We start from the raw sequence: 25,670 nt of genomic DNA, 5'->3' as shown, positions 1-25,670 counted from the left end.
AAGGGTGGGATAAACTACCATGTTACTGGCAACGCTACTTTTAGCCCTGGCCGCCAGCCTGGATGGCCTGGGTGTGGGGCTTTCCTATGGCCTGAGGAAGATTAAGCTGCCCTGGCTTTCCCTGGGGCTGATTGCCCTGGTATCCACGGCAGTCAGTGTCCTGGCCATGGCCGGCGGTCACCTGGTGGCCAGGATATTTAATCCGGTCCTTGCCGGGCGCCTGGGGGCTGTTATATTATTAACCCTGGGACTGACCATTATTTTTGAAGCCTACCTGAAAAAAGACGAACCCCGGGTGAAAGGTGCGACTTTACTAAAATTGCGCCTCCCCCGCCTGGGCCTGGTAATCCAGATTTTAAAGGAACCCTGCCGGGCTGATCAGGATTTTTCTGGAAGTATTAGCAGCCAGGAGGCCCTGACCCTGGGGCTGGCCCTGGCTCTGGATGCCCTGGGGATAGGCTTTGGCGCCGCTGCCGCCGGTTTTTCCCTCTTCCTGACCCCTGTATTCATTGGCTGCTGCCAGCTGCTCCTGGTCCAGGCAGGCCTGGTCCTGGGGCGACGCTGGCAGCCAGAAAAAGCCGGCTGGCGCGGGGCGGCCCTCCCGGGATTAATTTTAATCGCCATTGGAGTCTGGCGATGGTAGGAGCAATGTTGATGTTTATTATCGGCCTTACCGGCGGTATTGCCAGCGGTAAAAGCACTGTGGCCGGGATTTTAAAAGAACTGGGGGCTATAGTCATCGACACCGACCAGGTAGCCAGGGAGGTAGTGCTTCCCGGCAAGCCTGCCTACCGGGACATTGTCGCCGCCTTTGGCCGGGGGATTTTACAGCCTGATGGCTACCTCAACAGGCGAGCTCTGGGCCGGATCGTTTTTAGCGACGCTGCCGCCCGGGAACTGTTAAACGCCATTACCCACCCCCGCATCCGGGAGAAAGTCCAGGAGCAAATAACGGCTTTACGCCAGGATGATCCGGAGGCGGTGGTGGTTATTGAGGCACCTCTCTTAATTGAAGCCGGCATGGACGACATGGTGGATGCCATCTGGGTGGTAACCGCACCGGCAACGGTGCGGTTAAAAAGATTGATGGAACGGGACAACCTCTCGCCCCAGGAAGCTGAAAGCCGTCTCCGGGCCCAGATGGGCGAAAGGGAAAGGTTGCGCCACGCCACCCGGATTATTCCTACCGGTGGCGATTTGAGCGCCACCCGCGCCGCCGTCCTGGCAGCCTGGCAGGAACTCCAGCGAGCAGGAAGGTTGTCATAGAAAAAGTGAGTGGTACTTCATGATAAAAACCTGGCGCCGTTACCTGTGGCTGCTGCTGGTAGTGGCGGCGCTGCTTTCTTTTCTCCTGCCCCGGGCGGCGCGGGTCCTTTATCCCCTCCCTTACCGGGAAATTATCGTCAACTATGCCCACCAGGAAGGGCTGGATCCTCTCCTGGTAGCAGCCCTCACCCGGGTAGAAAGCAAATTTTATCCCCGGGCCCAGTCCGCACAGGGTGCCCGGGGGTTGATGCAGCTGATGCCGGAAACAGCCAGGCTGGCGGCCGGGCAACTGGGGCTGCCTTACGATCCTGAGCGGCTCTTTTCCCCGGAATATAACCTGCGCCTGGGCAGCTGGTACCTGGCTAAGCTCCTGCGAGAATTTGGTGACCTCACCCCGGCCCTGGCTGCCTATAACGGCGGCCGGGGTAATGTCCATAACTGGCTGGAGAGGGGCATCTGGGACGGCAGCAGCCGCAACTTAAGCCAGGTTCCCTTCCCCGAAACCCGGGAGTTTGCCCGCCAGGTGCTCCAGAACTACCGGATATACCGTATCTTATATCCCGATGTGCGCTAGCAGGTATTTGGCCGTGGAAGCCGAATAATATAGGGAAACCTTTGACAAAATGAACTTACAGGTCGAGGAGTGGATTTTAATGGCGACGGAGGTCATGGATTCCCTGGCCAAGGTACGGCAGTTCCAGATAGCACCTGGCAGGCGCTTCTATTCCGCCCAGCATGACGAGATAGCCGGCGGGGTAACTACCGACATATATTTTGTCCGTACTTATGAGATTCTCAAGGCACTGGGTAAGGTTGACACCATTGTGACGGCGGAAATTTTTCCCCGCCGCGCCGGCATCCTCTGCGGCGTCAATGAGGTCCTGGAGTTGCTCCAGGAGAAAAAGGTTACCATCTGGGGGCTACCGGAAGGGAGCGCCTTTTCACCCAGGGAAGTGGTCATGCGGATCCAGGGGCCGTACAGTGAGTTTGGCCTCTTTGAGACTACCCTCCTGGGGATGCTGGCCAGCTCCAGTGGCTGGGCTACGGCGGCCAGGGAAATCAGGGAAGCGGCCGGCGAACATCCCTTTGTCTGCTTCGGGGCGCGCCACGTTCACCCGGCGGTGGCACCGGTCATGGAGCGGGCGGCCATTGTCGGCGGCGCCGACGGGGCGAGTTGCATCCTGGCGGCCAAACTGGCTGGCCAGGAGCCCCAGGGGACAGTACCCCATGCCATTTTCCTCATTATTGGTGATACCGTCGAGGGAGCCCTGGCCTATGATCGCCTTATGCCCCCTGATGCTAAGCGGACCATTCTCGTCGATACCTTTAAGGACGAAGCGGAAGAAGCCCTGCGGGTAGCAGCAGCCCTGGGGCCAGCCCTGGCCGGGGTACGCCTGGATACCCCCAGCGAGCGGGGCGGCGTTACCCCGGAGCTGGTGCGGGAGGTGCGCTACCGCCTGGATACCGCCGGCTTTAACCATGTGAGGATTTTTGTCTCCGGCGGCCTGACACCGGAGCGTATCCGCGCCCTCATTGAAGCCGGAGCCGATGCCTTTGGTGTGGGTAGCTATATTTCCGGAGCGGCCCCCATTGATATGACCATGGATTTAAAGGAGGTCGACGGCCGCCCGGTGGCCAAGCGCGGTCGCCTGCCCGGAATTATCCCCAACCCCAGGCTGGAAAAACTCAAGTAGAGAACGGTGATCAAGCCGGTCTTATCCTTGACAGGAAGACCGTCCAGGGTTTATAATTAAACATGCCAGATGTGCGGCGATGGCGGAACTGGCAGACGCGTACGTTTGAGGGGCGTATGGGTACACCCGTGCGGGTTCAATTCCCGCTCGCCGCACCAAATCTTGATTTAAAAGGGCTCCAAAACTTTAAAATTAAATGGGACGTATCGCGGCTGACGAACCGCATACGGCCAAGGGTAGTAAACCTCCTTTAACCTGCTTACTAAAATACTTTAGCAGTGAGGAGGTTTATTACTTTATGGCGAAAAGGCAACGCAAAGTCAATCCCACCATATAATTAAGCCATGCTTAATTGTGAAAACAGGAACAAAAGCGGAGAGAAAGCGGCGATGATGTGGAGGATGTAGGGGGTGATGCAGGTTTAGTGTAATTTAAACTTCTATCACCCCGCAGGGGTCTTATCTTTTTCCCTTAATGAATATACATTAACGAGGTTGATAGCGAGGGGGATGAAGGTGGGCCGGCTTTTATTCTTGCGCCGGCGGTGGATGAAGCTGGCAGTTCCAGGCGCCATCCTCTTGGCCGGCATGGCCTTTTTCCTGTTTTATCAGCAAGACTTGCCGGTAATGGCGCCCTCCGCCCCCGGGGAGTTGACGGAGCACCTGACAACCATCTTCACGGCCCGGGCCAGGGCCCTGGTCAACGGTAATTATGATGGGCTGGAGGCTTTTTATGACGCCACGACGACCAGCGGCCGGTTTGCCCTTAACCATGAGATCGGCCGCATCAAATACGTCCGCGAATGGCTGCAAAAACGCCAGGTAACCCTGAGCGGCAGTCACCTGGACCTGGCCGTTGTCGATAGCGGTAGCGAAGGGGAAAAGGGCTGGGCCTCAGTATCCCAGCATCTAATCCTCAGTTACCGGCACCAGGGGGAGTCGCAAAAAACAGTTAACCAGATGGGGTTCCGTACCCTCCACTGGGTGGAACTGGTCAAGCGGGACGGTCGCTGGCTGATTAACCGCGACTGGTACTGGGACCCCTTTGAAACCGACGACCTGAAACCAGAAATCGCCCCCGGCACGGCTGTATGCAAGGCGCTACCGCCGCCGGTAAAGGGTAAATACCGCCGTGAGGCGGCGGTGGCCTATGCCGACCGCTACAGCGGCGTGCGCCTGGGTCCCGGGGACGGCCGCTATAACCAGGCTTACCGGGACTTCACCGGCCTGGGCGGCGATTGTGCCAATTTTGTTTCCCAGGTGTTAAGCGACAAAAACGCCGGCGCTTTACCCCGGGACTGGGTGTGGAATTACCATAACGGCGAGGGCAGCCAGGCCTGGGCCCAGGCAGCCGCCCTGGTCTATTACCTCCTGGACAGCGGCCTGGCGGTACGCCTGGCCCGGGGTGATTTCCAGGAAGTAACCCGGTCCACTTCTAATTACCCCTGCGGGGCGGTCAACGCCCTGCAACCGGGTGACATCATCGGTTATGAAGAAGGGGGCGATTTAAGCCATGTCTCGGTGGTTGTAGGCCGGGATTCGGCCGGCTATGTCCTGGTCGACAGCCATACGGCCGACCGTTACCATGTCCCCTGGGACATGGGCTGGAAGGACCGGACCATCTACTGGCTCCTCCAGGTAGTCTATTGACCCTCGTTTTACCAGCCCGTGTCAAGAATAAGGAAAGTCCAGCTACCCGCATAAACCAGGACTTAAAGGGGATAAACTAGCGCAAACAATTATTTTTACCTGGAGGTGACGGCATGCCTGATCAGGAAAAAGAATGGGAACAGTGGAAGGATTCCCTTTCTATGGTGGTTAGTCTGGGCGGAAAACTGGGTTTTGAGGAAAAAACCATGAACAATATAGCTTTTCGCCTGGGCAACTGGCTGGCGGCACACGTTGACCCTATGAACCGGGAGCAACGGGTCATTAAAGAGCTATGGGACGTTGCCGGCGAAGATGAAAGGCGGGTCCTGGCAGCCCTGATTACCAGGATGGTGAGTGATGGACGCCGCCAGGAGGATATGGTCCATTAATAAAGGAGGGGAGCTGAAACATAGCTCCCCTTAAATACTTTACTTTCCTATAGTACGGGAACCGGGCCTGGGTACATCCCCGGTCATGATTAAATTTCTTTGATAGCATCGGTCGGACAGGACTCAATGGATTCTCTGGTACAATCCTCGGCGTCTTCCGGTACTTCCTCCACGATAACGTGAGAAAGCCCTTCATCGTCCCAGTCAAAAACACCGGGGCACAGGTCGATGCAGGTGCCACAGGCAATGCAGAGATCCTGATCAACGCTAACCTTCAAAGTCATCCCCCCAAGTCTATTCCCAAAGTATTGCTATTGTGCACCGCCGCCCGCCATTTCATACTAGCGAGTTGCCTCTTTAGTACGCGGTGTTTTCACCCAGGTCTGGGGCTGGCGGTTCAAAGCCTTCATGATAGAAGCCGTTGTGTAGGGTAGCGGCAGGAAGAAACTGGCGAAGGGCAGGGCCAGGAGCTGCAGCCCCCCACCTAACTGCTGCCACCAGGTAACCGGCGCCATATGGCGGCTGAAGTGGCCATAGGCATAAAAAGTAAAGGCAAAGTAAATAAATACCAGGTAATGGAGCACTGTCCGAAAACCCAGGGGCAGGATGGAGGGATCCAGCCCGCCGTTCAGTCCCAGGAAAAGGATGGACAGGGGTACCAGGACGGCTCCCTGGTACAGGAGCCACTCTCCCTGGCCCTTCCAGAAAAGATTGTGCAGGAGGGGCCCCCGTTTATCCCAGGAATACTGGTAGGCATAGCGGAATTTATCGCACACCTGGAGGTGACCGCTACCCCAGCGCAGCCTCTGCCGGAAAAAGGCATACAGGGTGGCCGGGGTTTGTTCGGTGCTGAAATAGGGGAAATACTCAGCCCAGACGCCTGTTTCCAGGTAGGCCCTTACCCCCAGTTCCAGGTCCTCTGTCAGGGCGCGGTGGTCATAACCGCCAATGCGCTCCAGCAGGCGCCGCCCTACGAAAAGGTTGGTACCCCCTACGAAGGGCAACTTTCTCATCAATACCGGCAGGTAGATCTCATGGGAAATGGCCTGGTAAATGGCCGCTATTTTAGTGATGACGCCGAGCTGGTAGAAATTACGAACCTGGAAAACCGGCCCCTGCCAGATACGCTCCCGGGGGTCGTTCAGCCATGACCAGGCTATGTAGAGCAGGACATCGGCTTCGGGATGGCTTTCAGCGTCGTAAAAGCCACAGATGGTGGTCCTGGGATCGACAAACTCCAGGCCGTAGTTCAGGGCCCGGCCTTTAGTTGATGGAATACTGTAGCCCCGGCGCGAACCCCGGAAGCGCCCGTCAAAATCATAGGGAACGCTACAGTGTTTCAGCTGCGGTACATCCCGGCGACTGGCAAATTCCCGGATCTTGGCCTCCACTACTTCCATGGTCGTGGGACCGGTGTGTTCACCGGAAGCTTTGGCCAGGGCTTCTTTTTCGTCGGTAATTACCAGGATCTCGTAACGCTCATTGGGATAATTTAAAGAGGCCAGGTGTTCAATGGTATTGGCGATAACGTCGGCCTCGTTGCGGGCCGGGACCAGAATCGTAAAAAAAGGTAGCTCCAGGTTTTTGCTAGCTGCCAGGGCCGCCACTTTTTCCCTATCGAGGGCTAACCGCTTGCTCCAGTAATTACGGTAGGAATACCACTTCCAGAAGAAGTACCTCAGGAAGAGGGCGAAAAAAAGCAGGTAAAAGCCAACTGCAATTAGATATAAAACCTGGGCAGGGCTTATTATTTCCCAATCCATCCTTATCTCCCCCAATCAGGGTAATTGCACCGCCAACTATTATAGCATTAGAAGCCATTGCCACCAATTGGTTTTAATGACGGTACAAAGGCAAAAGACATTCTCCAGATAGTAAAGGGGTCATTTGTCAGGATTTTTGTCTCATTTGCTTTGCGTACGACTTCATCCCTTTCCCTGGCAGTATTATATTGACGGCGTAATGCAAAAATAATATAATCAAAAAGAGGTGAATGATCTTGGGAAACGGGTCTATAGCCATGGCCTTCGCCGCCGGGATGCTATCTTTTTTTTCTCCCTGTATTCTACCTTTATTGCCGGCCTATTTTACTTACCTGGGCGGTTCGGCTGTAGCTAGCGGTAAGGCAGAGGACCTGGACCGCTCTTTTTTAGCCGGCCGGGCGGCCCTCTTTACCGCCGGTTTTTCCCTGATCTTTATCCTCCTGGGGGCCTCGGCCGGCGGCCTGGGCTCCCTGCTCCAGCTGTACTGTCCTTTTTTAAACCGTGCCGGGGGAATCCTGATTATATTCTTCGGTTTGCAGGTGGCCGGAATTGTCCGCCTGCCCTTTTTAAGTCAAGAAAAAAAGTGGCACCTGCAGCCCCGGGCTCCCGGTACCGCCCCTTCCTTTCTGCTGGGGATGGCCTTTGCCGCCGGCTGGACGCCCTGCATCGGTCCGGTCCTGGCTTCTATTTTGATTTATGCCGGCAGCCAGGCCACCCTTTTTAAGGGTATGCTGCTCCTCACCTTTTACTCCCTGGGACTGGCAGTGCCCTTTATCGTCAGCGCCCTGGCCCTGGGACCGGTTTTACGCCTTTTACGCCAGTTTTCCCGTTATTTACCCATTATATCCCTGGTAAGCGGGATTATACTTATTATTATGGGGTTGCTGGTCTTTTTCGGGCGGCTAAATACTTTTATCTAGGAGGAGTTTCCATGCCGAAAAACTGGAAGGTGCCCCTCATAATCATTGTCATTATGTTTGCTGTCCTGGCCGCTTCCTTCATCCTGCCGGGACGCCAGGGCAACAAGGTCCAGGCCCCCTCCTTTGCCCTGCCAGTCCTGGATGGCGGCCAGGTCAGTCTAGCAAGCCTTAAGGGCCAGGTGGTAGTATTGAACTTCTGGGCCACCTGGTGCCCCTACTGTGTCGCCGAAATGGAGGAACTGGACGCGGCGGCGGGGAGACTGGCAGACCGGGGGGTAAAGGTCCTGGCCATCAATATCATGCAGCGGGAGACAGAGGCCGGCATCCGGGCCTTCCTGGGAAATAAGGAGCATAATTACCTTGTACTCCTGGACCACGACAGCCGGGTAGCGCGGAGCTACGGAGTCGGCGGCATCCCCACTACCTTTATCATCGACCGCCAGGGCCTGATCCGCCGGGTCAAACAGGGGCCCCTGGGGCCAGGAGAACTGGATAATCTTGTCAAGGATCTTCTTTGACCTGCCTGTTACCTGGAATATCGAAACAAAATGGGCAGCAGTGGCTTAGTTTTCATCATGAGTAGAAACTAAGAAAAACAGCCCCATTTTTATTATGGGGCTGTTTCCCGTGCGCCCGGCATGGGCGTTAACTTAGTGGTGAAAGTCCACTGCAGGCGAGGCAGCACCAGTCTGCTAGCCAAAGGCAAGGGTGTCCATCGCGAGGTGGGATCCGAAGGAAGCCGGAGGCAAAGCCACGGCCCGATGAACAAGAACCCCATACGAGGCTAGACCGTTCGGATAAGCTGGCGGAACACAGCGAAATCCCAGGCTGCCAAGGGACGGTAGAGTATATGGGGCGGGCACGGGGCGAAGGTTAACGCTCTTACCCGGGGAGGCCTGCCGGATAAGCCAGGGAGAGCTGGTAAACCGTATCGGAAGGTACGGCTGAACCGGCAGGAGTCAGCAGAGGGCATAGTACCCTGGGGGTCATGAACTCCAGGGGAAGGCCCGAACATCAAGTCAGAGGTGAAACCGGTGCGTTCGCGAGAAGGACAGAGACAGCAGAAAACCCCGCAAGGGGCCTGCCCGCGGGAAGAAGTGGTGAAGCCACGGGGGAGCGCGGGAGGGCCGAGTTCTTCTCCGGCACAAAGCGGGACGTCACCTCGCGGAGGCCAAGGTAGCGGCCTGATGGAGCAGGTGGTGGCCAGGGAGAACATGCTGGCCGCGCTGAAACGGGTAGAGCGGAACGGAGGCGCGCCCGGTGTGGACGGCATCCCGACCGAACGGTTGCGGGACCAAATACGCGCCGAGTGGCCGCGCATCCGGGAAGAACTGCTCGCGGGAACCTACAGACCGAAGCCCGTGCGCCGGGTCGAAATCCCGAAACCCGGGGGAGGCAAACGGATGTTAGGGATACCCACCGTAATGGACCGCCTAATCCAGCAGGCCCTCCTGCAAGTATTGACGCCCATCTTCGAACCGCAGTTCTCAGAGGCCAGCTACGGGTTCCGTCCCGGAAGGAAAGCCCATGATGCGGTAAAGAAGGCGCGGCAATACGTAGAAGAAGGATACGAATGGGCCGTGGACCTGGACATCGAGAAATACTTCGACCGGGTAAACCACGACATCCTCATGGCCCGGGTGGCCCGGAAAGTGGCAGATAAGAGGGTACTTACCCTTATCCGCCGCTATCTCCAGGCAGGCGTCATGGTAAACGGAGTGGTCATGGAGACGGCAGAAGGAACGCCCCAGGGCGGACCCTTAAGCCCGTTATTGGCCAACATACTCCTGGACGACCTGGACAAAGAACTGGAAAAGAGGGGCCACAAGTTCGTCCGTTACGCCGATGACTGCAACATCTACGTCAAAAGCAAACGGGCAGGAGAAAGGGTCATGGCCAGTATCCGCAACTTCCTGCAGGAGCGGTTGAAGCTCAAGATCAACGAGCAGAAGAGCGCGGTAGACCGGCCGTGGAAGCTGAAATTTCTGGGGTTCAGCATGTACAAACACAAGGCAGGAGTAATCCTTATCCGCCTGGCGCCGCAGACCATCGACCGGGTGAAAACGAAAATCCGGGAGATAACCGCCCGGAATAAACCCTTAAAGATGGCCGAGCGCATAGAGCGCCTGAACGCCTACCTGGGCGGCTGGATAGGGTACTTCGCCCTGGCCGACACGCCCAGCATCTTTAAGAACTTAGAAAGCTGGACGCGGCGGAGGCTGCGCATGTGTCTCTGGAAGCAGTGGAAGCGAGTACGGACCAGGTACCGCGAACTACGCGCATTGGGATTGCCGGAATGGGTAGTGCATGAATTCGCCAATGCCCGCAAAGGGCTGTGGCGGATGGCCCATGGGCCAATGAATAGAGCCCTGGGCAATGCCTACTGGCAATCCCAGGGCCTGATGAGCTTAACCGAGCGCTATTCTTATCTTCGTCAAGCTTGGTGAACCGCCGGATGCGGACCCGCATGTCCGGTGGTGTGAGAGGACGGGGGCTAGCCGCCCCCTCCTACTCGATTTTAAGTTTGGTAAGACTAAAAACGGTGGCTTTATAGACCCAGGTAACCGCGCATCATGGCGGGGCCGTAGAAGGCAGAATTCTGGTTATCCTGGTTGGGGTTATTCCCAAAACCGCCCCGGAAACCGCGGCCCCAGCCGCCCATCATGCCGTAGCCGCCCATCATGCCATAGCCGTTACCGCAGGGTCCAAAACCCGGGCCATAACCGTTTTGCGCCCGGTACTCTTCCATCTGCTGGATGTGCTGCTTCATCAAGTCTCCCTGCTCTTTAGTCAGCTGGCCACTTGCAACATACTTGTCGATAATTTGCTGGCGCAACTGGACAATCTGCTGGTAGAGGGCATCAATCTCCGCCTTTTGCTGGTCCGTTATGGCCGCAAAGGCGGCAGGGGCCAGCACTCCCAGCATTAAAATTATGGCGAGGACGAGGGCAATTTTTTTCGTCACCCGCGCCACCTCCTTTCGAGGTATATTTTATCCGGCAGGTATGATAAAAATATGGGCAAAGTATGAAGAAAATTTGAAACTTGACAGGGCTGGAGCTTTTAATTTATACTTTGTTCGATAATACTATAAGTTAATTTAAATTATCTCCCGGGAGAGCGAAAGAGAATGCGCGTCTGTGGTAAACGCATCCGGGAACTGAGGGAAGAACGGGGCTATTCACTTCAGGACCTGGCCAGCAAAGCGGAGGTCTCAGTTTCATACTTAAGTGAAATCGAACGGGGGGCCAAAAAGCCCTCCCTGAAAACCCTAGAAAGAATTGCCAGGGCCTTAAATTTACCCCGGGAACAACTCGTAGAGGCCGGTAACGAGAGGGGCATCACCCTGGGGGACAGGATCCGGCTCTTGCGGGAAAAGCGAGGTAAAAGTTTGAGCACCCTGGCCGAGGAAGCCGGCATCTCCATTTCCTACTTGAGTGAAATAGAGAGGGGTAATGTTTACCCGGCCATCGATACTCTGAAAAAAATTACTGCCGCTCTGGATGTCCCCTTAAGTGCAATTATCGGTACGGGCGGTTCCCTGGGGCATAAATTGCGCCAGGCCCGGGAAGAACAGGGTCTTACCCAGGCTGACCTGGCCCGGGCCGCCGGGGTTTCGGCCGGCCTCATCGGCCAGATTGAACAGGGGAAGGTACAGCCATCCTTAAAAACCCTGGAAAAAATAGGCGGAGTCCTGAATATTTCCCCCTGTTATTTTATAGCTGACGATGCCGGGTTGGATGAGGTACTTAACCAGATGAGCCCCGAAGTACGCCGGTTGCTCATGGAACCCAAGGTACAGTCTGTATTGCGCCTGGTATGCAATTGTACCGAAGATGAACTCCGCTTTATCCTCAATTTTATCCAGCTCTATAAACGCTGCCACTAACCCGGGAGACGGAGGCGGGCGATAATTTCCTGGAGGATGCTCGCCGAGTGCCTGAGGGCAGCCAGTTCCCCGGCTCCCAGGGGAATGGCCAGGATTTTTTCCCGCCCCTGGCTGCCTACCAGGCAGGGGAGACTTAAGGCCACCTCACCCTCAAGGCCGTAAAGGCCGCGAATGACGCTGGAAACGGTGAGGACGCTCTTCTCATCCCGGAGGATGCTTTCGGTAATCCGGCTCAAGGCTAAGGCTACGCCATAGGCAGTAGCCCCTTTGCGTTCGATGATTGCATAAGCGGCCTCCCTGACCTGGTAGCTTATTTCAGTCCGGAAGGCCTCATCTTCAGTGGTACCGTCCAGGAGGTAAAACTCCTCCAGGTCAACCCCGGCCACATTGGCCAGGCTCCAGACGGGCACTTCGGTATCGCCGTGCTCGCCGATGACATAAGCATGGATGTTGCGGGGGTCGACATGGAGGCGGCGGCTTAACAGGTGGCGGAAACGGGCACTGTCCAGGACAGTCCCCGAGCCCAGGATCCTGTTTTCCGGAAGCCCCGAGATCTTCCAGGCCACATAGGTCAGGACATCCACCGGGTTGGCCACCATGAGGATTAAAGCATCAGGGCAGTGCTGCAAAAGGGGCGGCAGGGCCTCGCGGACAATGGCCGTATTGCGGTGCACCAGGTCCAGGCGGGTTTCCCCGGGCTGCTGGTTGGCACCGGCGGTGAAAATGATAATGCGCGCGCCGGCGCAATCGGCCGGGCCGCCGGCATAAATTTTTACGGGACGGATCAAAGTGGCCGCGTGGGCGAGGTCCATGGCTTCCCCTTCAGCCCGGGTGCGGTTAATATCGACAAGGACCATTTCTTTGACGATGGGGCTGAAGAGGAGGGCAAAGGCGGTACTGGCGCCGACATAGCCGGCGCCGATGATGGCTACTTTGGCCGGGCCCTGCAGGGCCATAATATCACCTCTAGGCATATTCTCCACTGTTACCAGGAGGGTTATACAGGAACTGGAGCCGTAAATTATGAACCTCAATTACTGGTTAACTTTTATTACCACGGTAGAAAAAGGTACCCTTTCCGCGGCAGCCGAGGAGCTGCACCTTACCCAGCCGGGGGTTAGCAAGCAGCTCCAGGCCCTGGAGGATTACTACGGCCTGCGTTTACTTGAACGCCGGGGCCGCGAGGTGCGGCTGACGGCGGCCGGGAAGATTTGTTACCGGCATGCTAAAGCCATTGCCCGTCACCTGGAACAAACCCAGCGGGAACTGGCCGAACTAACCCGGCTGGTGAAGGGCCGCTTGCTGCTGGGGGCCAGCACGACGCCGGGCCAGTATATCCTGCCCAGGCTGATTGGCGGTTTCCGGCGGGAATATCCCCGGGTGGAGGTGGTGGTAGAGATTGCCGACTCCCAGGAGGTGATCCGGCGCCTGCAGGATGGAGAAATCGATCTCGGGGTTGTCGGCGCCGGGGGCCGGGGCCGGAACCTTTCCTATAGCCGCCTGGTAGAGGATGAACTGGTCCTCATTGTCCCGCCAGGGCACCGCCTGGCCGGGGTTACTGCTGCAAATCCACTGGATTTACAGGGCGAGCCCCTGGTCTGGCGGGAGGCCGGTTCCGGTACCCGCAGGGTAGTGGAAGAACGCCTGCAAAAAGCCGGTTTCACCGTCGATCCGGCCCGGGTGGTCATGGAGCTGGGCAGTACGGAAGCCATTGTCAGCGCCGTGGAGGCCGGCCTGGGTATTTCCCTGGTTACCTGCTGGGCGGTGGAAAAAAGCGTCAAACTCGGCCGCCTGGTTACCGTTCCCCTCCAGGGGGTAAATTTGAAACGCGACCTGTACCTGGTCCGGCGCCGCCAGCCCTTAAGCCCGGCTGCCGAGGCCTTTGCCTGCTTTCTGGAAAAACACCATCTCCAGCTCCCGTTACCTGTTAATACTTGATCGATAGTAAAGGTTCTTCTCAATATCTTGACGGGACAAAGGGATAAGGGTATGATGAAATAAATTAAATACCATCTCCGAGCCGGTGTTACCTAAGGGCTGCCAGCCTATGGGACACCGGCCTGGGTCGCATTACCCACGGGGTAGGCCGGGAAACGGGCCTGCCTCCCTTGCTCGGAAAGGAGATGCGGCGTGGCAGGGTCAATGACGCCCCGGCATCCTTTGCGAGCCGGGGCATTTACTTATGTAGGGCCGGCAGGCTCATAAAATTGCGGGAGGTTGATTAACTTTGAGACGAATCTTGAAGATGGTAGTCATTACTATGCTGGCACTTCTTTTTTTAGCTGGTTGTACCTCGCAAAAGGAAAGTGTAACTCCGGCCAGGCAAGGAGAAACTAAAGAACTGCAGGTCTTTGCCGGGGCCGCCAGTAAACCTCCCCTGGAGGAGATTGCTACGCTTTTTATGCAAAAGTCCGGCGTTAAAGTCAACCTTACCTTTGGCGGTTCGGGTAGCGTCCTTTCTCAGATGAAATTGTCCCGCCAGGGCGATATTTACATCCCCGGTTCTTCTGATTTCATGGAAATGGCCAAGAAAGAGGGCGTTGTGGATGCCAAAACCGAACAGATACTGGTTTACCTTATACCGGCTATTAATGTACCGAAGGGCAACCCGCAAGGAATCCGGTCTTTAAACGATTTAGCCCGGCCCGGGATGCGGGTGGGCCTGGCGCGTCCCGAGACGGTTTGCGTAGGCCTTTATGGGGTAGAAATCCTGGAGAAAGCTGGCCTGGCTGATAAGGTTAAAAAGAACATTGTTACTTATGCGGAAAGTTGCGAGAAAACAGCCAACCTGGTAGCCCTAAAGCAAGTTGACGCCGTTATCGGCTGGGATGTCTTCCAAAAATGGGACCCGGCCAAGATTGAAACAATCTATTTGCCGCCGGAACAAGTAACCCGCATTGGTTATATTCCCGCAGCCATCTCTAATTTTTCCCAACAAAAGGAGCTGGCCGCCTTATTTTTGGCTTTTCTCACCTCAGAACAGGGCAAAGAGGTTTTTCGGAAATACGGTTACCTGGGAAGCGTTGAAGAGGCGCGTAAATTTGCTCCGGAGGCGCCGGTTGGGGGCGAATACCAGTTGCCTGCAGACTGGCGCTAAGCTACCAGGCCAGGGTTTTAAGAATGAGGGTGAAGAAGGAAAGTGGGCCGGAAAAAAATTGCCGCCAGGGCCTTTACCATGGCTTTTAGCGGCCTTCTTACCATGGTGTTAATGTATATCTTACTACTTTTATTCTCCCAGGTTAGCTATTTGAACAAAGAAGTACTTCTCAGCAGCTTGAAAGATAAAGAAGTTCATTTTGCCCTGGCCCTCTCTTTAGAATCGGCCCTGGCAGTGGCTGCGCTGGCCCTTTTAATTGGCATCCCTGCCGGTTATGCCCTGTCGCGCTTTAGCGTGCCGGCTAAAGCGGTGATCGATACCATTATGGATCTGCCAGTGGTCATCTCACCCGTTGCCCTGGGGGCGATGCTGCTAATTTTTTTTAACACAGCTCCGGGGTTGTTTTTTCAGGAGCATTTTTTTTCGGTAGTTTTTAACGTGACCGGCATTATTGTGGCTCAGGCTACCATTGTCATTTTTCTGGCCATTCGTTTGATGAAATCTATTTTTGACGCCATCGACCCGGCCTATGAAATGGCGGCCCGGGTCCTGGGGGAAAGCAGGGCCGGGGCCTTCTGGCGGGTGACTTTGCCCATGGCCAGGCCCGGTATTATGGCTACCTTTATTCTCTCCTGGGCCCGGGCCCTGGGTGAGTTTGGCGCCACCGTTACCCTGGCAGGAGCTACCAAGATGAAAACCGAGACCTTACCGATTGCCATTTATTTAAATCTCTCTGCTGTAAAGATCGAAAAGGCAGTGGCCCTGGTAAGCATTATAGTTTTGATGGCTTTTTTAATTCTCCTGGCTTTACGTTTACTGACGGATAAAGGAGCATTGTACCAGTGATCCAGGTTGAAAATCTAACCGTAGCAGGGCCCGGTTTTTACCTGGGCGACATTTCCTTCAGGGTAAATAAAGCCGAATATCTGATTATTTTGGGGCCGTCCGGTGCCGGGAAGACGGTACTGTTAGATACCCTGGCAGGCCTTAAAAAACCCCGGAAAGGCAGGATACTCTTTTCCGGCCGGGACGTTACCCGTGCTTTGCCGGAAGAACGGAAGATTGGTTATATTCAACAAAACCTGGCTTTATTTCCCCACCTTTCGATCATGGAAAACATCACCTTTGGCGCCCGTCCCAACCGGATCCCGCCTGCCAGGGCCGGCAAGCGGGCCAGGGAATTAGCAGCTTTACTCGGCATTGAACACCTTTTAAGCCGCGCTAATCCTCTGACTTTAAGCGGTGGCGAAAAACAGCGGGTGGCCCTGGCCAGGACCCTGCTGGTGGAACCCGATATTATCCTGATGGATGAACCTTTTTCCGCGCTGGATAGCTTTACCAGGAGGCAGCTAATCTTTTTACTCCCGGAGATTTTTGCCCAATTCCAGGTAACAGTTGTTCAGGTCACCCATGACCTGCAGGAAGCCTTTCTCCTGGGGGACAAAATTGCCGTTTTAATTGACGGGCGCTTGCAGCAAATAGGCAGCCGGGACGAGATTTACCGCCGGCCAGCCACCCTGGCAGTAGCCAGATTATTATTAAACCAGAACACCTTTAGTGGCAGGGTGGTTACCCTTTCAACCGGAGAAATTGTAGCTCAAAATGATCGGGGACTTGATTTTAGACTGCCGGCAATCCCTCATTTACAGCCAGGCGATAAAATTCATTTTGGCATCAACCCACGGGAAGTCGTTATTATCCGCCCTGACCGTCCCTTGACACCGAGGGTGCGGTCCAATATTTTTCCCGCCACTGTCCGGCGGATTTTTGACCAGTTTGGCAGTTACTTATTGTTCTTAGATCTTGCCGGTACAGGAATAGAGATTGAATTGGAGCTGCCGGGTTATATTTACCATGACATGGCTATCAGTATAGGTAACCACGTGACTGTATCTTTAAAAAAAGATTCTTTCTGGGTCTTGCCGGTAGATGAAGAAGGATAACGGAGGCGCAACTGGCAGTGTACACAGCAGCCGGGATCGTCCTGGCAGGAGGCAAAAGTACCCGTATGGGTACCAATAAAGCCCTGCTGCCCCTGGGGCAGGAGTCCATGCTGGCCACGGTCGTGACAGCTTTACGGCCGTTATTTCCCAAGATAATCGTAGTCACCAACACCCCGGAGCTGTACCAGGACTTAAAGGTGCGCCTGGTCCCGGACGTTATCCCCAATTTGGGACCTTTAAGCGGCTTCCATGCCGGGCTCCTGGCCTCGCCGTACTGGCACAATTTTATCGTGGCCTGCGACATGCCCTTCCTGGCCCCGGATTTTATCAAATACCTCCTCGAACAGGCGCCGGGTTATGATGTGGTGGTGCCGCGCCGGGGTGAGTACCTGCAGCCCCTGCACGCCGTTTATTCCCGGGGTTGTTTAAAGGCCATCGAAGATTGCCTGGCAGGGGGAAACTACCAGGCCTTTGCCTTTTATCCCCGGGTGAAGGTGCGTTATGTGGACGTTGACCGGCTGGCAGGTTGCAGCGACCCGGAGAAGATATTCTTTAATATCAATACCCCGGCCGACCTGGCCCGGGCGCGGCGAATGCTGCATGAGAAGGACCTCCTGCCGTGAGGCGCCCCCCTGATGGCAGGTTCGTCTATTCCTGGCGAAAGGAGGCAATGGAATGTCACCCTTATCCCTGGAGGCGGCCCGGGCGCTGTTGCTGGCAGGGTTAAAACCGCCCGGCCGGGTTAAAGTAAAACTGGAGGAGGCAGCTGGACGGGTGCTGGCGGCAGCGGTAACAGCCCCGGGTCCCTTTCCTCCCTTCCCCCGCTCTCTGGTCGACGGCTACGCCCTGGGGCCGCCGGTTGCCGCCCCTGGTACCCTCCCTACCGGGCTTGCGGGTCCGGGGGTAATCTACCGCCTCCTGGGGACGGTTCCGGCCGGCAGCAACTCGGAGATAACCTTAAGTCCGGGGACGGCGGCAGCCATTTTTACCGGTGCCCGGCCTCCAGTGGGGACGGTAGCCATCATCCCCCGGGAACTGGTAGGGAGCCGGGGTGATTTCATCAGCGTACCCGGCCTGCCTCCCGGCCGCCACCTGGAACCCGTCGGAGCCGAAGTGGCCGCAGGGGAAGAGGTCCTGGCCGCCGGTACAACCCTGGGACCGGCGGAAATCGGCCTTTTAGCCGCCCTGGGCTTGCGGGAAGTGCTAGTTTACCAGCGCCCCCGGGTGGTCCTGGCCACCAGCGGGAGCGAGTTGCTGGACCCGGCCGGCAAGGCAGGCCCTCCTGCCGGCAGCCAGGCGGGTTACCCCGGCGTAAATGTCCCTCCCTGCATATATAATAGTAACTTTTACGCCCTGGCAGCGGCCGTAGAAGCTGCCGGCGGGCGGGTAATATCCCTGGGTCCCCTGGCTGATAACCTGGAGGAACAGGTAAGGGCCTACCGGTCTGCCCTGGAAGAGGGCGATTTACTCCTCACCACCGGCGGTGCCGGCGGCAGCGCCGGTGACTACACAGCCGCCGCCTTTACCCGGGCCGGGGGCGAAGTGCTTTTTACGGAACTAAACATCCGTCCCGGCCGGCGGATCATAGCTGCGCGCGCCGGGGAAAAATTGATGCTGGGCCTGCCCGGCAACCCGCCGGCAGCCCTGGTGGCCTGTTACCTCCTGGCGAGGCCGGTTATCCGGGCCCTGGGAGGTAGGGAACCGGCGCCGGTAACTTTCCCGGCCAGGCTGGCGGCGGCCATCGACCGGCCGCGGGTGGAACGGGCCTTCCTCTGGGCCCAGGCCCGGGCCAGCGGCAGCGGTTGGGAGGTCACACCCCTGCCGCGCCGGCCCGGCGGCATCCGCGCTGCTATAGGGGCCAACGCTCTCATTGACCTGCCCCCCGGTACTGCTCCCGGTCCCGGGGAGGAAGTCACGGTGATTATACTTAGCTGAAGGGAACAACGAGAAAAGTAAGGAGGTTTTTTTCCATGACAAGCAAAACCCCTATTATTTCCGTTGTCGGCAAGTCCGACGCCGGGAAAACAACATTACTCACCAAACTCCTGCCCGAATTAAAACGGCGAGGTTACCGGGTCGCTACCGTCAAGCATGATACCCACGGCTTTGACATCGACCGCCCCGGCAAAGACACCTGGCGCCACGCCGAAGCCGGGGCCGACGTGGTCGTCATCTCTTCACCCACCAAAATGGCCCTCATTGAAAAGGTAGATACGGAGTTGCCCCTGGATGCCATTGCGGAACGCCTCCATCATGTCGACCTCATCATCACCGAGGGCTACAAGCGCGGCGACAAGCCCAAGATTGAAGTCCACCGGGCGGCCGTAGGGGGCGAACTCCTCTGCACGGCGGGAGAACTCCTGGCCGTGGCCACCGACGAACCCCTGGCCATTGACGTCCCTTGTTATGACCTGGATGATGCTGCCGGTCTGGTGGACCTGATTGAAGCCAGGATCCTGGCGCCGGCAGGCCGGGCCAGGCAACAGGGCCATTGACGAGGAATATATATAAGGTAAATTTGTCCTGGAGGGAGTCCTATGGGCCGGCCACTTAATGCCTATGACCGGGCGCTGCTGGAATTGCAAAAACAAATTTTACGGATGGGTGATTATGTTGCCGGCCAGGTGGATAAGGCCTTGGCTGCCTTGAAGGCCCAGGACAGCAATCTTGCGCGGCAGGTGATTGAGGGGGACGATGTTACCGATAACCTGGATTACGATATCGAGATGGCGGCCCTGGACCTGATCTCTTTACAGCAACCCACTAACGAAGACCTGCGTACCCTGGCCACTGTAATGCGGGTGGGCAAAGAGCTGGAACGCATCGGCGATTATGCCGTCAATATTGCCGAGGTGGCCGAACGCCTCACCCGCCTGGGACCGTATTTTAAGCCCCTGGTGGATATTCCCCGGATGAGCGACCTGGCCCGGGCCATGCTGAAGAACAGCCTCCAGGCCCTGGTGGACCGCGACCTGGAAGCGGCCAGGGAAATAGTCCGGGCCGATGACGCTGTCGACCGTCTTTTTGAAGACCTGTACGACGAACTGGTGGGCTTTATGAAGCGGGGGCCGGAATATGTCGACCAGGCCAGTTATCTCGCCCTGGTGGCCCGTTACCTGGAACGTATTGCCGACCATGCCGTGAACGTGGCCGAGATGGTCGTCTACCGGGAGACAGGACAGCGCCGCGCCTTCAAAGACTACCAGGGACCACAGAAAACCGTCCTGCCGGGGTTGGGGAAATAAAAGGGCCAACACCGGCAATTTAGAGGGATAATAGCTTGAGCACGTTGTTTTTCACCATCGCCACCGGGCTGGCAGGGGGGCTGGCCCTTTTCCTTTTCGGGATGCACCTCATCAGCACCGGCCTGCAAAAGGCGGCGGCCCGCCAGGTGCAGCAACTCCTGGGGGCAGTAACGAAAAACCGCTTCTTTGGTATGCTGGCCGGGCTGGTGGTGACCATTTTCCTCCAGACCAGCGCCGTCACCACGGTGCTGCTGGTGGGCTTTGTCAGCGCGGGACTCATGAGCCTGGGCCAGGCCCTGGGGGTCATCCTGGGGGCGGCCATTGGCTCTACCCTGACGGCCCAGCTCATTGCCCTGCGCCTCAGCGACTACGCCCTCTGGGCCGTGGTCGCCGGCCTCGTCCCCTACCTTTTTGCCCGGCGCCTGCGCTGGCACCACCTGGGCCAGGCTATCCTCGGTTTTGGCCTTATTTTTTACGGGGCAGCCCTCATGGGTACGGCCGTAGCACCCTTAAATACCCTGCCCGGCTTTACGACTGCCTTGCGCCCCCTGGCCGACCACCCCTGGGTAATGATGCTGGCGGCCACCCTTTTTACCGGCATCGTCCAGGCCAGCGCGGCGACGGTGGTCCTGGCCATGACCCTGGCTGCCCAGGGAGCCCTGCCCCTGGAGCCTGCCCTAGCCATGGTCCTGGGGGCCAACCTGGGCACCACGGCTACAGCCCTCATTTCCAGCATTGCCCTGTCCCGGGAAGCCAAAAGGGTGGCCCTGGCCCATTTCTTTTTTAAGCTGGCCGGTGTCCTCCTCTTTTTACCCTTCCTGGGACTGTACAGCCATTTATCCCGGCTAACATCCCCGGATATTGCCCGCCAGGTGGCCGACGGCCACACCCTTTTCAATATTATTAACATGCTCGTCTTTCTTCCTTTTACCCCGTGGGTAGGCCGCCTTATGGAAAGGATCCTCCCCGACGCTCCCGAGGAAGAAAAGGTGGCCAAATACCTGGAGGCAAAAGTCCTGGATATACCCGAACTGGCCCTGGCCCGGGCGACCCAGGAGCTTTTACGCATGGCCGGCATCATCCGGGAAGAAATGTTTCCCCGGGTGATGCAGCCCCTGGCCGAGCGGGAGGTTGAGTTGCTGGAAAAGCTGCGCGGCCTGGATAATATCCTTGACTATCTCTACCGGGCGGTGGCCAGGTACCTTGCCCAGTTGAACCAGGGTAACCTTACCGACGACCAGTTAGTGGCCCAGACCAGGCTCCTTTATATAGCCAATGACCTGGAGCATATTGGCGACGTGGTGGTGGAAATGGCCCACCAGTGGCGGAAAATCGAAGCCAGCGGGGTGGAATTTTCCCCTGCGGGGCAGGCTGAACTCCAGGAGATGTTCAATAAAGTTAAGGAGAACTTTACGACGGCCATCCAGGCCTTTGCTACCGGTGACGAAGCCATGGCCGCCAGGGTCATAAAGGGTCATCCCGAGATCTTACGCCTGGAGAAGAACCTGCGCTACTCCCATTTCCAGCGCCTGCAGCAGGAAAACCGCCTGAGTCTGGAAACCACGTCCGTCCACATGGACCTGATTAACCAGCTCCTGCGTCTCAACATCCATAACGTCAGTATAGCCCAGGCGGTCATGGGCATTATTTAACTGGCAGGCCTTGAGGTAAAGGTATTTTTTTGCTATGATAGCTTTCTGGATAAAAGGAAGGAGTTGTTAACTTTGCAAGGCATCTGGTTTTCCGAACTACAAACTCCCGGGCTGGCCCTATCCGTCAAGCTGAAAAAAACCCTGCACCATGAAAAAACGCCCTACCAGGACCTGGCCGTGGTGGAAACGGAGTCTTACGGGCGCATGTTGCTCCTGGATAACATAATCCAGACTACAGTAGGTGATGAATTTTTTTACCACGAGATGATCGCCCACGTACCATTAAATACCCACCCCAATCCCCGTACGGCCCTGGTCATTGGCGGCGGTGACGGCGGCGTTATCAGGGAGATTATCAAACATCCCAGCATTGAAAAGGCTACCCTGGTGGAGATTGACGCCCGGGTGGTGGCCAACGCCCGCGAATACCTGCCGGAGATTTCCTGCGGCCTGGATGATGCCCGGGTGGAGATCCGTTTTGAAGATGGCATTGAGCACGTCCGCCAGATGGAAAATACCTATGACGTGATTATCGTGGACTCTACCGATCCCATTGGCCCGGCGGTAGGTCTCTTCAGTGCCGAGTTTTACCGTAACGTTTACCGGGCCTTGAAGCCGGACGGGCTCTTTGTAGCCCAGACCGAGTCCCCCCTCTTTAACGGCAGGCTCATCCGCCGCATCCAGCGTGACCTGGCGGAGATATTCCCCATTGCCCGCCTGTACCTGGCAACGGTACCTACCTACCCCGGCGGCCTCTGGAGCTTCAGCCTGGGGAGCAAGGAATATGATCCCCTGGAGGTCGACTGGAAAAAGGCACCCCAGCTGGTGACCCGCTTCTACACCCCGGCCATCCACCAGGGGGCTTTTGCCCTGCCACCCTTCGTCCAGGAGATTCTAGATAAGCGGGACGAAGAGGAGTTTTAGGTGGGCCCCTCTCTACTGGGTCCCGCGCCCCGTGCCGGCCAGGTAATATAGTTATGTAAAAAAGGTTGAATACGGAGGAAACAATTCAAGTGCTGGCAGGTTATGTAAAAAACCAGGGCTTCCTGGCCAGCGGCGATAATTATGAAGCCGCCCGGGTGGTCCTGGCGGGCATCCCCTTTGACGCCACCACCAGCTTTCGCCCCGGCACCCGCTGGGGCCCCCAGGCCATTCGCGCCGTGTCGGAAGTCCTGGAAGAATACAGCCCGTACCTTAAGCGCGAACTGGGACAGGTGCCTGTTTACGATGCCGGCGACCTTGACCTGGTACCGGGCCGGGTGGAGGCCAACCTGGAGCGGATGGAGGCTGCTGCTGCCGCCCTTTTCCAGGACGGGAAGCTTCCTTTATTCCTGGGGGGAGAGCACCTGGTGAGCTATCCCCTTATCCGGGCGGCGCACCGCCGCTACCCCAAGCTTGCCGTCCTCCACTTTGACGCCCATGCCGATCTAAGGGAGGAATACCTGGGGGAAAGGCTTTCCCACGCCACCGTTATGCGCCTGGTGGCGGAGGAAATCGGCCCCGGGAACCTTTACCAGTTTGGCATCCGTTCCGGCACCTGGGGCGAGTTCGCCTATGGCCAGGAAGAAACCAATTTTTTTATGGATGTCATTACTACCCCCCTGGAGAAGCTGGTACCCGAACTGGGATCTCGCCCCCTTTATGTTAGCATAGATATTGATGTAGTGGACCCTGCCTTCGCCCCCGGTACCGGTACCCCTGAACCGGGGGGCTGCACACCCCGGGAGATCCTGCAGGCTATTTACCTGTTGCGGGAGGCCAACGTGGTGGCCTTTGACCTGGTGGAGGTCTGCCCGGCCTACGACCAGGGTAATATAACCGCCATCCTGGCGGCCAAAATCGTTCGCGAGGCCATCCTTGCCTGGGGAAGGTAAAATAACCCTGAGGGAGAAAATATATTTGACTTCGGGGGAGTACCGTGCTATAATATCTTACGCGACAGGTACATGAGGGCGGTTAGCTCAGCGGGAGAGCACCTGCCTTACAAGCAGGGGGTCGGCAGTTCAATCCTGCCACTGCCCACCAGGAGAGGAGCCGTAGTGTAGCGGTTTAACATGTCGGCCTGTCACGCCGAAGATCGCGGGTTCAAATCCCGTCGGCTCCGCCAGACATGCCTCGGTAGCTCAGTTGGTAGAGCAGAGGACTGAAAATCCTCGTGTCGGCGGTTCGATTCCGCCCTGAGGCACCAGCACGGAAGGCCTGGAAGAAACCAGGCCTTTTCTGTTATACCGCTGGTTGCCAGGAGCATTTTCGTGGCTTAGAATAAGAATTAGAAAGGCTAATCATGGAGGCTGACAATGACCACGACTGAATACCAAGAGCGTCTCAGGCGTTTCCAGGAGGCCCTGCAGGCCCGGGAATTAGACGGCGCCCTCATTTTCCAGGCCGCCGACCTGTATTACCTGAGCGGTACGGCCCAGAGTTGCCACCTGTTTGTCCCGGCGACGGGAGAACCCTTGCTTCTGGCCTACCGGGATACCGCCCGGGCGCAGGCAGAGGCTGCTTTAAATCAGGTACTGCCCCTGGGCAGCTTTAGAGAAATACCCGGGCTACTGGCAGGAACCGGCGGGAGCGGGCTTAAGCGGTTGGGTTTAGAAATGGACGTCATCCCTTTAAGCCTGTTCCGGCGCTACCAGGCGCTTTTCCCGGACTGCCAGTGGGTGGACATAAGTCAAATATTGCGGTCCCAGCGCATGGTCAAGTCCGGCCAGGAACTGGAGGCCCTGCGGTATGCAGCGGGCAGGCACGCCGAGGTCTTCAAGTACATAAGTAGCGTAATAAAGCCGGGGATGACGGAACTGGAAATCGCCGCCGAGTTTGAAGGCTATGCCCGCCGCCTGGGCCACCAGGGGACGAAACGTTTCCGTGGCCAGGAGCAGGGAATGATACCGGGCATCGTGGCGGCCGGGGCCAATTCGGCCCTGGCTTCCTGTTTCGACGTACCCCTGGCCGGCCGCGGCCTAACACCCCTTTACCCCCTTGGTCCCAGCCGGCACCGCTGGGAAGCAGGAGAACCCCTGCTCATTGACTATGCCGGCGTGTATGGGGACTATACCGTCGACCAGACGCGGATTTACCTGGATGCAACCGCAGCACCTGTTTTGCAGAAAGCCCAGGAAACAGCCATGGAGATAGCAGCCAGGGTGGCGGAGAAGGCCAGGCCCGGGGTAACGGCAGGCGAACTCTATGACCTGGCCGTCACCATGGCCAGCCGGGCCGGGCTGGGCGAACACTTTATGGGTCATGGCCGCCAGGTGAGTTATATTGGCCACGGTATCGGGCTGGAATTGAACGAGTGGCCGGTGATCGCCAGGGGGGATAAGACCGTCCTGGCAACCGGTATGGTCTTTGCCCTGGAGCCCAAATTTGTCTTCCCGGGCCAGGGCAGCGCCGGGGTAGAGGATACGTATGTGGTTACGGAAAATGGAGCAGTAAGCCTGACTTATTAAGGAAAACACTGGGGTCATACTTCCTCCGGCCAGAGGAGTTTTAAATCTATGACCAGGCCTGGCAACAGGGGGGAGGTCAGCTCGCCTTCATCTTCGTATTCGGCCGCCTTCACCAGGCGGCCGGCCTCGTCGCGACGGAAGATTTCCGCTAGGCGAAGGTCCGGGTCGAAGAGCCAGTATTCAAGAACATCATAGCGCCCATAAAGATTACGCTTTAATTTACGATCCAGGCGGCGGGAAGCATCTGAGATGACTTCTACCACCAGGTCCGGCGCCCCCTGGACATTTTTAGGCGTCAGGCGTTGGCGGCGGTTATTGCTGATAAAGATGAGATCTGGCTGGACTACATCCCCGGGGGAAATCACTACATCTATGGGGGAGAATAAAACCTCCCCCAGCTTATTTTTAGTTACGTACTCGCTTAGTATATGGCTGAGATTGCGTAGAAACCGCTGGTGCACAACAGTAGGTGCTGGTGTCATATAGTGATCCCCCCCAATCAACTCGTGTCGCCGGCCATCCTCCGGAAAAAGGAGATAATCCTCATAGGTAAGTCCCCCGGTGACTGCTATCTCTTCCCATGCCAGGCTCATAATAAACCCTCCTTTCCTGGTTTATTATACCATAATAAATCTCTAGGGGGACGAGGCAGCAGGATTATTTTCTTAGTTGCAGAATATGTATAAGAGTTAGTTATACATCATGTTACTATTG

At 57.0% G+C, this 25,670-nt stretch carries 27 protein-coding genes, 4 tRNA genes and 1 riboswitch; of the genes, 26 read left to right on the top strand and 5 right to left on the bottom strand.

The features are described 5' to 3' along the window. Positions 1–19 precede the first annotated feature (19 nt). The 7 genes from ytaF to MGLY_RS01305 all read left to right on the top strand — a co-directional run bounded on the left by ytaF (position 20) and on the right by MGLY_RS01305 (position 4,998). A complete protein-coding gene (gene ytaF / locus MGLY_RS01335) occupies positions 20–643 on the top strand; it encodes a sporulation membrane protein YtaF (RefSeq protein WP_156271387.1) in 624 nt (207 codons plus the stop codon). 11 nt (positions 644–654) lie between these two features. Further along, a complete protein-coding gene (gene coaE, locus MGLY_RS01330; protein WP_156271386.1) occupies positions 655–1,266 on the top strand; it encodes a dephospho-CoA kinase in 612 nt (203 codons plus the stop codon). A gap of 19 nt (positions 1,267–1,285) precedes the next feature. Then, positions 1,286–1,840 carry a lytic transglycosylase domain-containing protein gene (locus tag MGLY_RS01325; RefSeq protein ID WP_170290869.1) on the top strand — a complete coding sequence of 185 codons (555 nt, stop codon included), beginning with the start codon at positions 1,286–1,288 and terminating at the stop codon, positions 1,838–1,840. A gap of 49 nt (positions 1,841–1,889) precedes the next feature. Then, positions 1,890–2,960: a nicotinate phosphoribosyltransferase gene (locus MGLY_RS01320; RefSeq protein ID WP_277997879.1), complete on the top strand. Its 1,071-nt coding sequence runs from the start codon at positions 1,890–1,892 to the stop codon at positions 2,958–2,960. 73 nt (positions 2,961–3,033) lie between these two features. Then, positions 3,034–3,118 (top strand) — tRNA-Leu (locus tag MGLY_RS01315). 357 nt (positions 3,119–3,475) lie between these two features. Beyond that, positions 3,476–4,609, top strand: coding sequence for an amidase domain-containing protein (locus tag MGLY_RS01310; protein WP_156271385.1), 1,134 nt, complete (start codon positions 3,476–3,478; stop codon positions 4,607–4,609). Positions 4,610–4,722: 113 nt separating this feature from the next. Then, complete coding sequence (locus MGLY_RS01305) at positions 4,723–4,998, top strand: DUF3243 domain-containing protein (RefSeq protein WP_156271384.1); 276 nt, start codon at positions 4,723–4,725, stop codon at positions 4,996–4,998. Positions 4,999–5,087: 89 nt separating this feature from the next. Here MGLY_RS01305 and MGLY_RS01300 read toward each other — a convergent pair whose 3' ends face one another. Next, on the bottom strand, positions 5,088–5,276 hold the full coding sequence (locus MGLY_RS01300) for a ferredoxin (RefSeq protein ID WP_054935771.1): 189 nt from the start codon (positions 5,274–5,276) through the stop codon (positions 5,088–5,090). 63 nt (positions 5,277–5,339) lie between these two features. Next, positions 5,340–6,761 (bottom strand): glycosyltransferase family 2 protein, encoded by a 1,422-nt coding sequence (locus MGLY_RS01295; RefSeq protein WP_156271383.1) that lies wholly within the window; start codon positions 6,759–6,761, stop codon positions 5,340–5,342. 236 nt (positions 6,762–6,997) lie between these two features. Here MGLY_RS01295 and MGLY_RS01290 point away from each other — a divergent pair, with 236 nt between their 5' ends. The 3 genes from MGLY_RS01290 (at position 6,998) to ltrA (ending at position 10,128) form a co-directional block, all read left to right on the top strand. Further along, a complete protein-coding gene (locus tag MGLY_RS01290; RefSeq protein ID WP_156271382.1) occupies positions 6,998–7,681 on the top strand; it encodes a cytochrome c biogenesis CcdA family protein in 684 nt (227 codons plus the stop codon). Positions 7,682–7,692: 11 nt separating this feature from the next. Then, a complete protein-coding gene (locus tag MGLY_RS01285) occupies positions 7,693–8,199 on the top strand; it encodes a peroxiredoxin family protein (RefSeq protein WP_156271381.1) in 507 nt (168 codons plus the stop codon). A 669-nt stretch (positions 8,200–8,868) separates the two neighbouring features. Further along, positions 8,869–10,128: a group II intron reverse transcriptase/maturase gene (gene ltrA, locus MGLY_RS01280; protein ID WP_277997837.1), complete on the top strand. Its 1,260-nt coding sequence runs from the start codon at positions 8,869–8,871 to the stop codon at positions 10,126–10,128. Between the two features lie 101 nt (positions 10,129–10,229). Here the strand turns inward: ltrA and MGLY_RS01275 are convergent, their stop codons facing one another. Continuing rightward, entirely contained in the window at positions 10,230–10,646 is a 417-nt protein-coding gene (locus tag MGLY_RS01275) for a YckD family protein (RefSeq protein ID WP_156271380.1), read from the bottom strand. A 165-nt stretch (positions 10,647–10,811) separates the two neighbouring features. Between MGLY_RS01275 and MGLY_RS01270 the strand changes: the two genes are divergently transcribed. Then, positions 10,812–11,570 carry a helix-turn-helix domain-containing protein gene (locus tag MGLY_RS01270; RefSeq protein ID WP_156271379.1) on the top strand — a complete coding sequence of 253 codons (759 nt, stop codon included), beginning with the start codon at positions 10,812–10,814 and terminating at the stop codon, positions 11,568–11,570. On the opposite strand, the gene MGLY_RS01265 is transcribed toward MGLY_RS01270, so the two are convergent. Then, positions 11,567–12,526: an L-lactate dehydrogenase gene (locus MGLY_RS01265; RefSeq protein ID WP_156271378.1), complete on the bottom strand. Its 960-nt coding sequence runs from the start codon at positions 12,524–12,526 to the stop codon at positions 11,567–11,569. The genes MGLY_RS01270 and MGLY_RS01265 overlap by 4 nt on opposite strands. A 67-nt stretch (positions 12,527–12,593) precedes the next feature. On the opposite strand from MGLY_RS01265, the gene MGLY_RS01260 reads away from it, so the two are divergent. The 15 genes from MGLY_RS01260 to MGLY_RS01190 all read left to right on the top strand — a co-directional run bounded on the left by MGLY_RS01260 (position 12,594) and on the right by MGLY_RS01190 (position 24,956). After that, positions 12,594–13,508: a selenium metabolism-associated LysR family transcriptional regulator gene (locus MGLY_RS01260; protein ID WP_156271377.1), complete on the top strand. Its 915-nt coding sequence runs from the start codon at positions 12,594–12,596 to the stop codon at positions 13,506–13,508. A gap of 63 nt (positions 13,509–13,571) precedes the next feature. Then, positions 13,572–13,709, top strand: a riboswitch (molybdenum cofactor riboswitch). Positions 13,710–13,797: 88 nt separating this feature from the next. Then, positions 13,798–14,667, top strand: coding sequence for a molybdate ABC transporter substrate-binding protein (gene modA, locus MGLY_RS01255; RefSeq protein WP_211661991.1), 870 nt, complete (start codon positions 13,798–13,800; stop codon positions 14,665–14,667). Positions 14,668–14,709: 42 nt separating this feature from the next. After that, positions 14,710–15,513, top strand: coding sequence for an ABC transporter permease (locus MGLY_RS01250; protein WP_156271376.1), 804 nt, complete (start codon positions 14,710–14,712; stop codon positions 15,511–15,513). Then, on the top strand, positions 15,510–16,610 hold the full coding sequence (locus tag MGLY_RS01245; RefSeq protein ID WP_170290868.1) for an ABC transporter ATP-binding protein: 1,101 nt from the start codon (positions 15,510–15,512) through the stop codon (positions 16,608–16,610). The genes MGLY_RS01250 and MGLY_RS01245 overlap by 4 nt, the downstream gene beginning before the upstream one ends. 17 nt (positions 16,611–16,627) lie before the next feature. Then, positions 16,628–17,233, top strand: coding sequence for a molybdenum cofactor guanylyltransferase (gene mobA / locus MGLY_RS01240; protein ID WP_246187390.1), 606 nt, complete (start codon positions 16,628–16,630; stop codon positions 17,231–17,233). A gap of 52 nt (positions 17,234–17,285) precedes the next feature. Continuing rightward, positions 17,286–18,545 (top strand): molybdopterin molybdotransferase MoeA, encoded by a 1,260-nt coding sequence (locus tag MGLY_RS01235; protein ID WP_156271374.1) that lies wholly within the window; start codon positions 17,286–17,288, stop codon positions 18,543–18,545. Between the two features lie 35 nt (positions 18,546–18,580). Further along, entirely contained in the window at positions 18,581–19,105 is a 525-nt protein-coding gene (gene mobB, locus MGLY_RS01230; protein WP_156271373.1) for a molybdopterin-guanine dinucleotide biosynthesis protein B, read from the top strand. Between the two features lie 42 nt (positions 19,106–19,147). Then, a complete protein-coding gene (gene phoU / locus MGLY_RS01225; RefSeq protein ID WP_156271372.1) occupies positions 19,148–19,855 on the top strand; it encodes a phosphate signaling complex protein PhoU in 708 nt (235 codons plus the stop codon). A gap of 35 nt (positions 19,856–19,890) precedes the next feature. Further along, on the top strand, positions 19,891–21,507 hold the full coding sequence (locus MGLY_RS01220; RefSeq protein ID WP_170290867.1) for a Na/Pi cotransporter family protein: 1,617 nt from the start codon (positions 19,891–19,893) through the stop codon (positions 21,505–21,507). 72 nt (positions 21,508–21,579) lie between these two features. Next, positions 21,580–22,431: a polyamine aminopropyltransferase gene (gene speE, locus MGLY_RS01215; RefSeq protein WP_156271371.1), complete on the top strand. Its 852-nt coding sequence runs from the start codon at positions 21,580–21,582 to the stop codon at positions 22,429–22,431. 92 nt (positions 22,432–22,523) lie between these two features. Continuing rightward, positions 22,524–23,381, top strand: coding sequence for an agmatinase (gene speB / locus MGLY_RS01210; protein ID WP_170291178.1), 858 nt, complete (start codon positions 22,524–22,526; stop codon positions 23,379–23,381). Positions 23,382–23,457: 76 nt separating this feature from the next. Beyond that, positions 23,458–23,532: transfer RNA gene (locus MGLY_RS01205), tRNA-Val, on the top strand. Between the two features lie 5 nt (positions 23,533–23,537). Then, positions 23,538–23,614 (top strand) — tRNA-Asp (locus MGLY_RS01200). Positions 23,615–23,619: 5 nt separating this feature from the next. After that, a tRNA-Phe gene (locus MGLY_RS01195) sits at positions 23,620–23,695 on the top strand. 109 nt (positions 23,696–23,804) lie between these two features. Next, positions 23,805–24,956: a M24 family metallopeptidase gene (locus MGLY_RS01190; protein WP_156271370.1), complete on the top strand. Its 1,152-nt coding sequence runs from the start codon at positions 23,805–23,807 to the stop codon at positions 24,954–24,956. 14 nt (positions 24,957–24,970) lie between these two features. Here MGLY_RS01190 and MGLY_RS01185 read toward each other — a convergent pair whose 3' ends face one another. Then, positions 24,971–25,549 carry a Uma2 family endonuclease gene (locus MGLY_RS01185; protein WP_156271369.1) on the bottom strand — a complete coding sequence of 193 codons (579 nt, stop codon included), beginning with the start codon at positions 25,547–25,549 and terminating at the stop codon, positions 24,971–24,973. Positions 25,550–25,670: the final 121 nt, after the last annotated feature.

Source organism: Moorella glycerini, from assembly GCF_009735625.1.
Classification (GTDB): Bacteria; Bacillota; DSM-521; order Neomoorellales; family Neomoorellaceae; genus Neomoorella; species Neomoorella glycerini.
The sequence above is the reverse complement of the archived record's forward strand: the minus strand, read 5'-3'. Positions and strand labels throughout refer to the sequence as shown.

Bases quoted from the DNA above. Each gene is read 5' to 3' on its own strand.
- MGLY_RS01265 (WP_156271378.1), bottom strand. From the start codon at position 12,526: ATGGCCCTGCAGGGCCCGGCCAAAGTAGCCATCATCGGCGCCGGCTAT.
- MGLY_RS01305 (WP_156271384.1), top strand. From the start codon at position 4,723: ATGCCTGATCAGGAAAAAGAATGGGAACAGTGGAAGGATTCCCTTTCT.
- MGLY_RS01325 (WP_170290869.1), top strand. From the start codon at position 1,286: ATGATAAAAACCTGGCGCCGTTACCTGTGGCTGCTGCTGGTAGTGGCG.
- MGLY_RS01320 (WP_277997879.1), top strand. From the start codon at position 1,890: ATGAACTTACAGGTCGAGGAGTGGATTTTAATGGCGACGGAGGTCATG.
- mobB (WP_156271373.1), top strand. From the start codon at position 18,581: ATGACAAGCAAAACCCCTATTATTTCCGTTGTCGGCAAGTCCGACGCC.
- MGLY_RS01260 (WP_156271377.1), top strand. From the start codon at position 12,594: ATGAACCTCAATTACTGGTTAACTTTTATTACCACGGTAGAAAAAGGT.
- coaE (WP_156271386.1), top strand. From the start codon at position 655: ATGTTTATTATCGGCCTTACCGGCGGTATTGCCAGCGGTAAAAGCACT.
- ytaF (WP_156271387.1), top strand. From the start codon at position 20: ATGTTACTGGCAACGCTACTTTTAGCCCTGGCCGCCAGCCTGGATGGC.
- MGLY_RS01295 (WP_156271383.1), bottom strand. From the start codon at position 6,761: ATGGATTGGGAAATAATAAGCCCTGCCCAGGTTTTATATCTAATTGCA.
- MGLY_RS01185 (WP_156271369.1), bottom strand. From the start codon at position 25,549: ATGAGCCTGGCATGGGAAGAGATAGCAGTCACCGGGGGACTTACCTAT.
- MGLY_RS01270 (WP_156271379.1), top strand. From the start codon at position 10,812: ATGCGCGTCTGTGGTAAACGCATCCGGGAACTGAGGGAAGAACGGGGC.
- phoU (WP_156271372.1), top strand. From the start codon at position 19,148: ATGGGCCGGCCACTTAATGCCTATGACCGGGCGCTGCTGGAATTGCAA.
- MGLY_RS01235 (WP_156271374.1), top strand. From the start codon at position 17,286: ATGTCACCCTTATCCCTGGAGGCGGCCCGGGCGCTGTTGCTGGCAGGG.
- MGLY_RS01190 (WP_156271370.1), top strand. From the start codon at position 23,805: ATGACCACGACTGAATACCAAGAGCGTCTCAGGCGTTTCCAGGAGGCC.
- MGLY_RS01285 (WP_156271381.1), top strand. From the start codon at position 7,693: ATGCCGAAAAACTGGAAGGTGCCCCTCATAATCATTGTCATTATGTTT.
- ltrA (WP_277997837.1), top strand. From the start codon at position 8,869: ATGGAGCAGGTGGTGGCCAGGGAGAACATGCTGGCCGCGCTGAAACGG.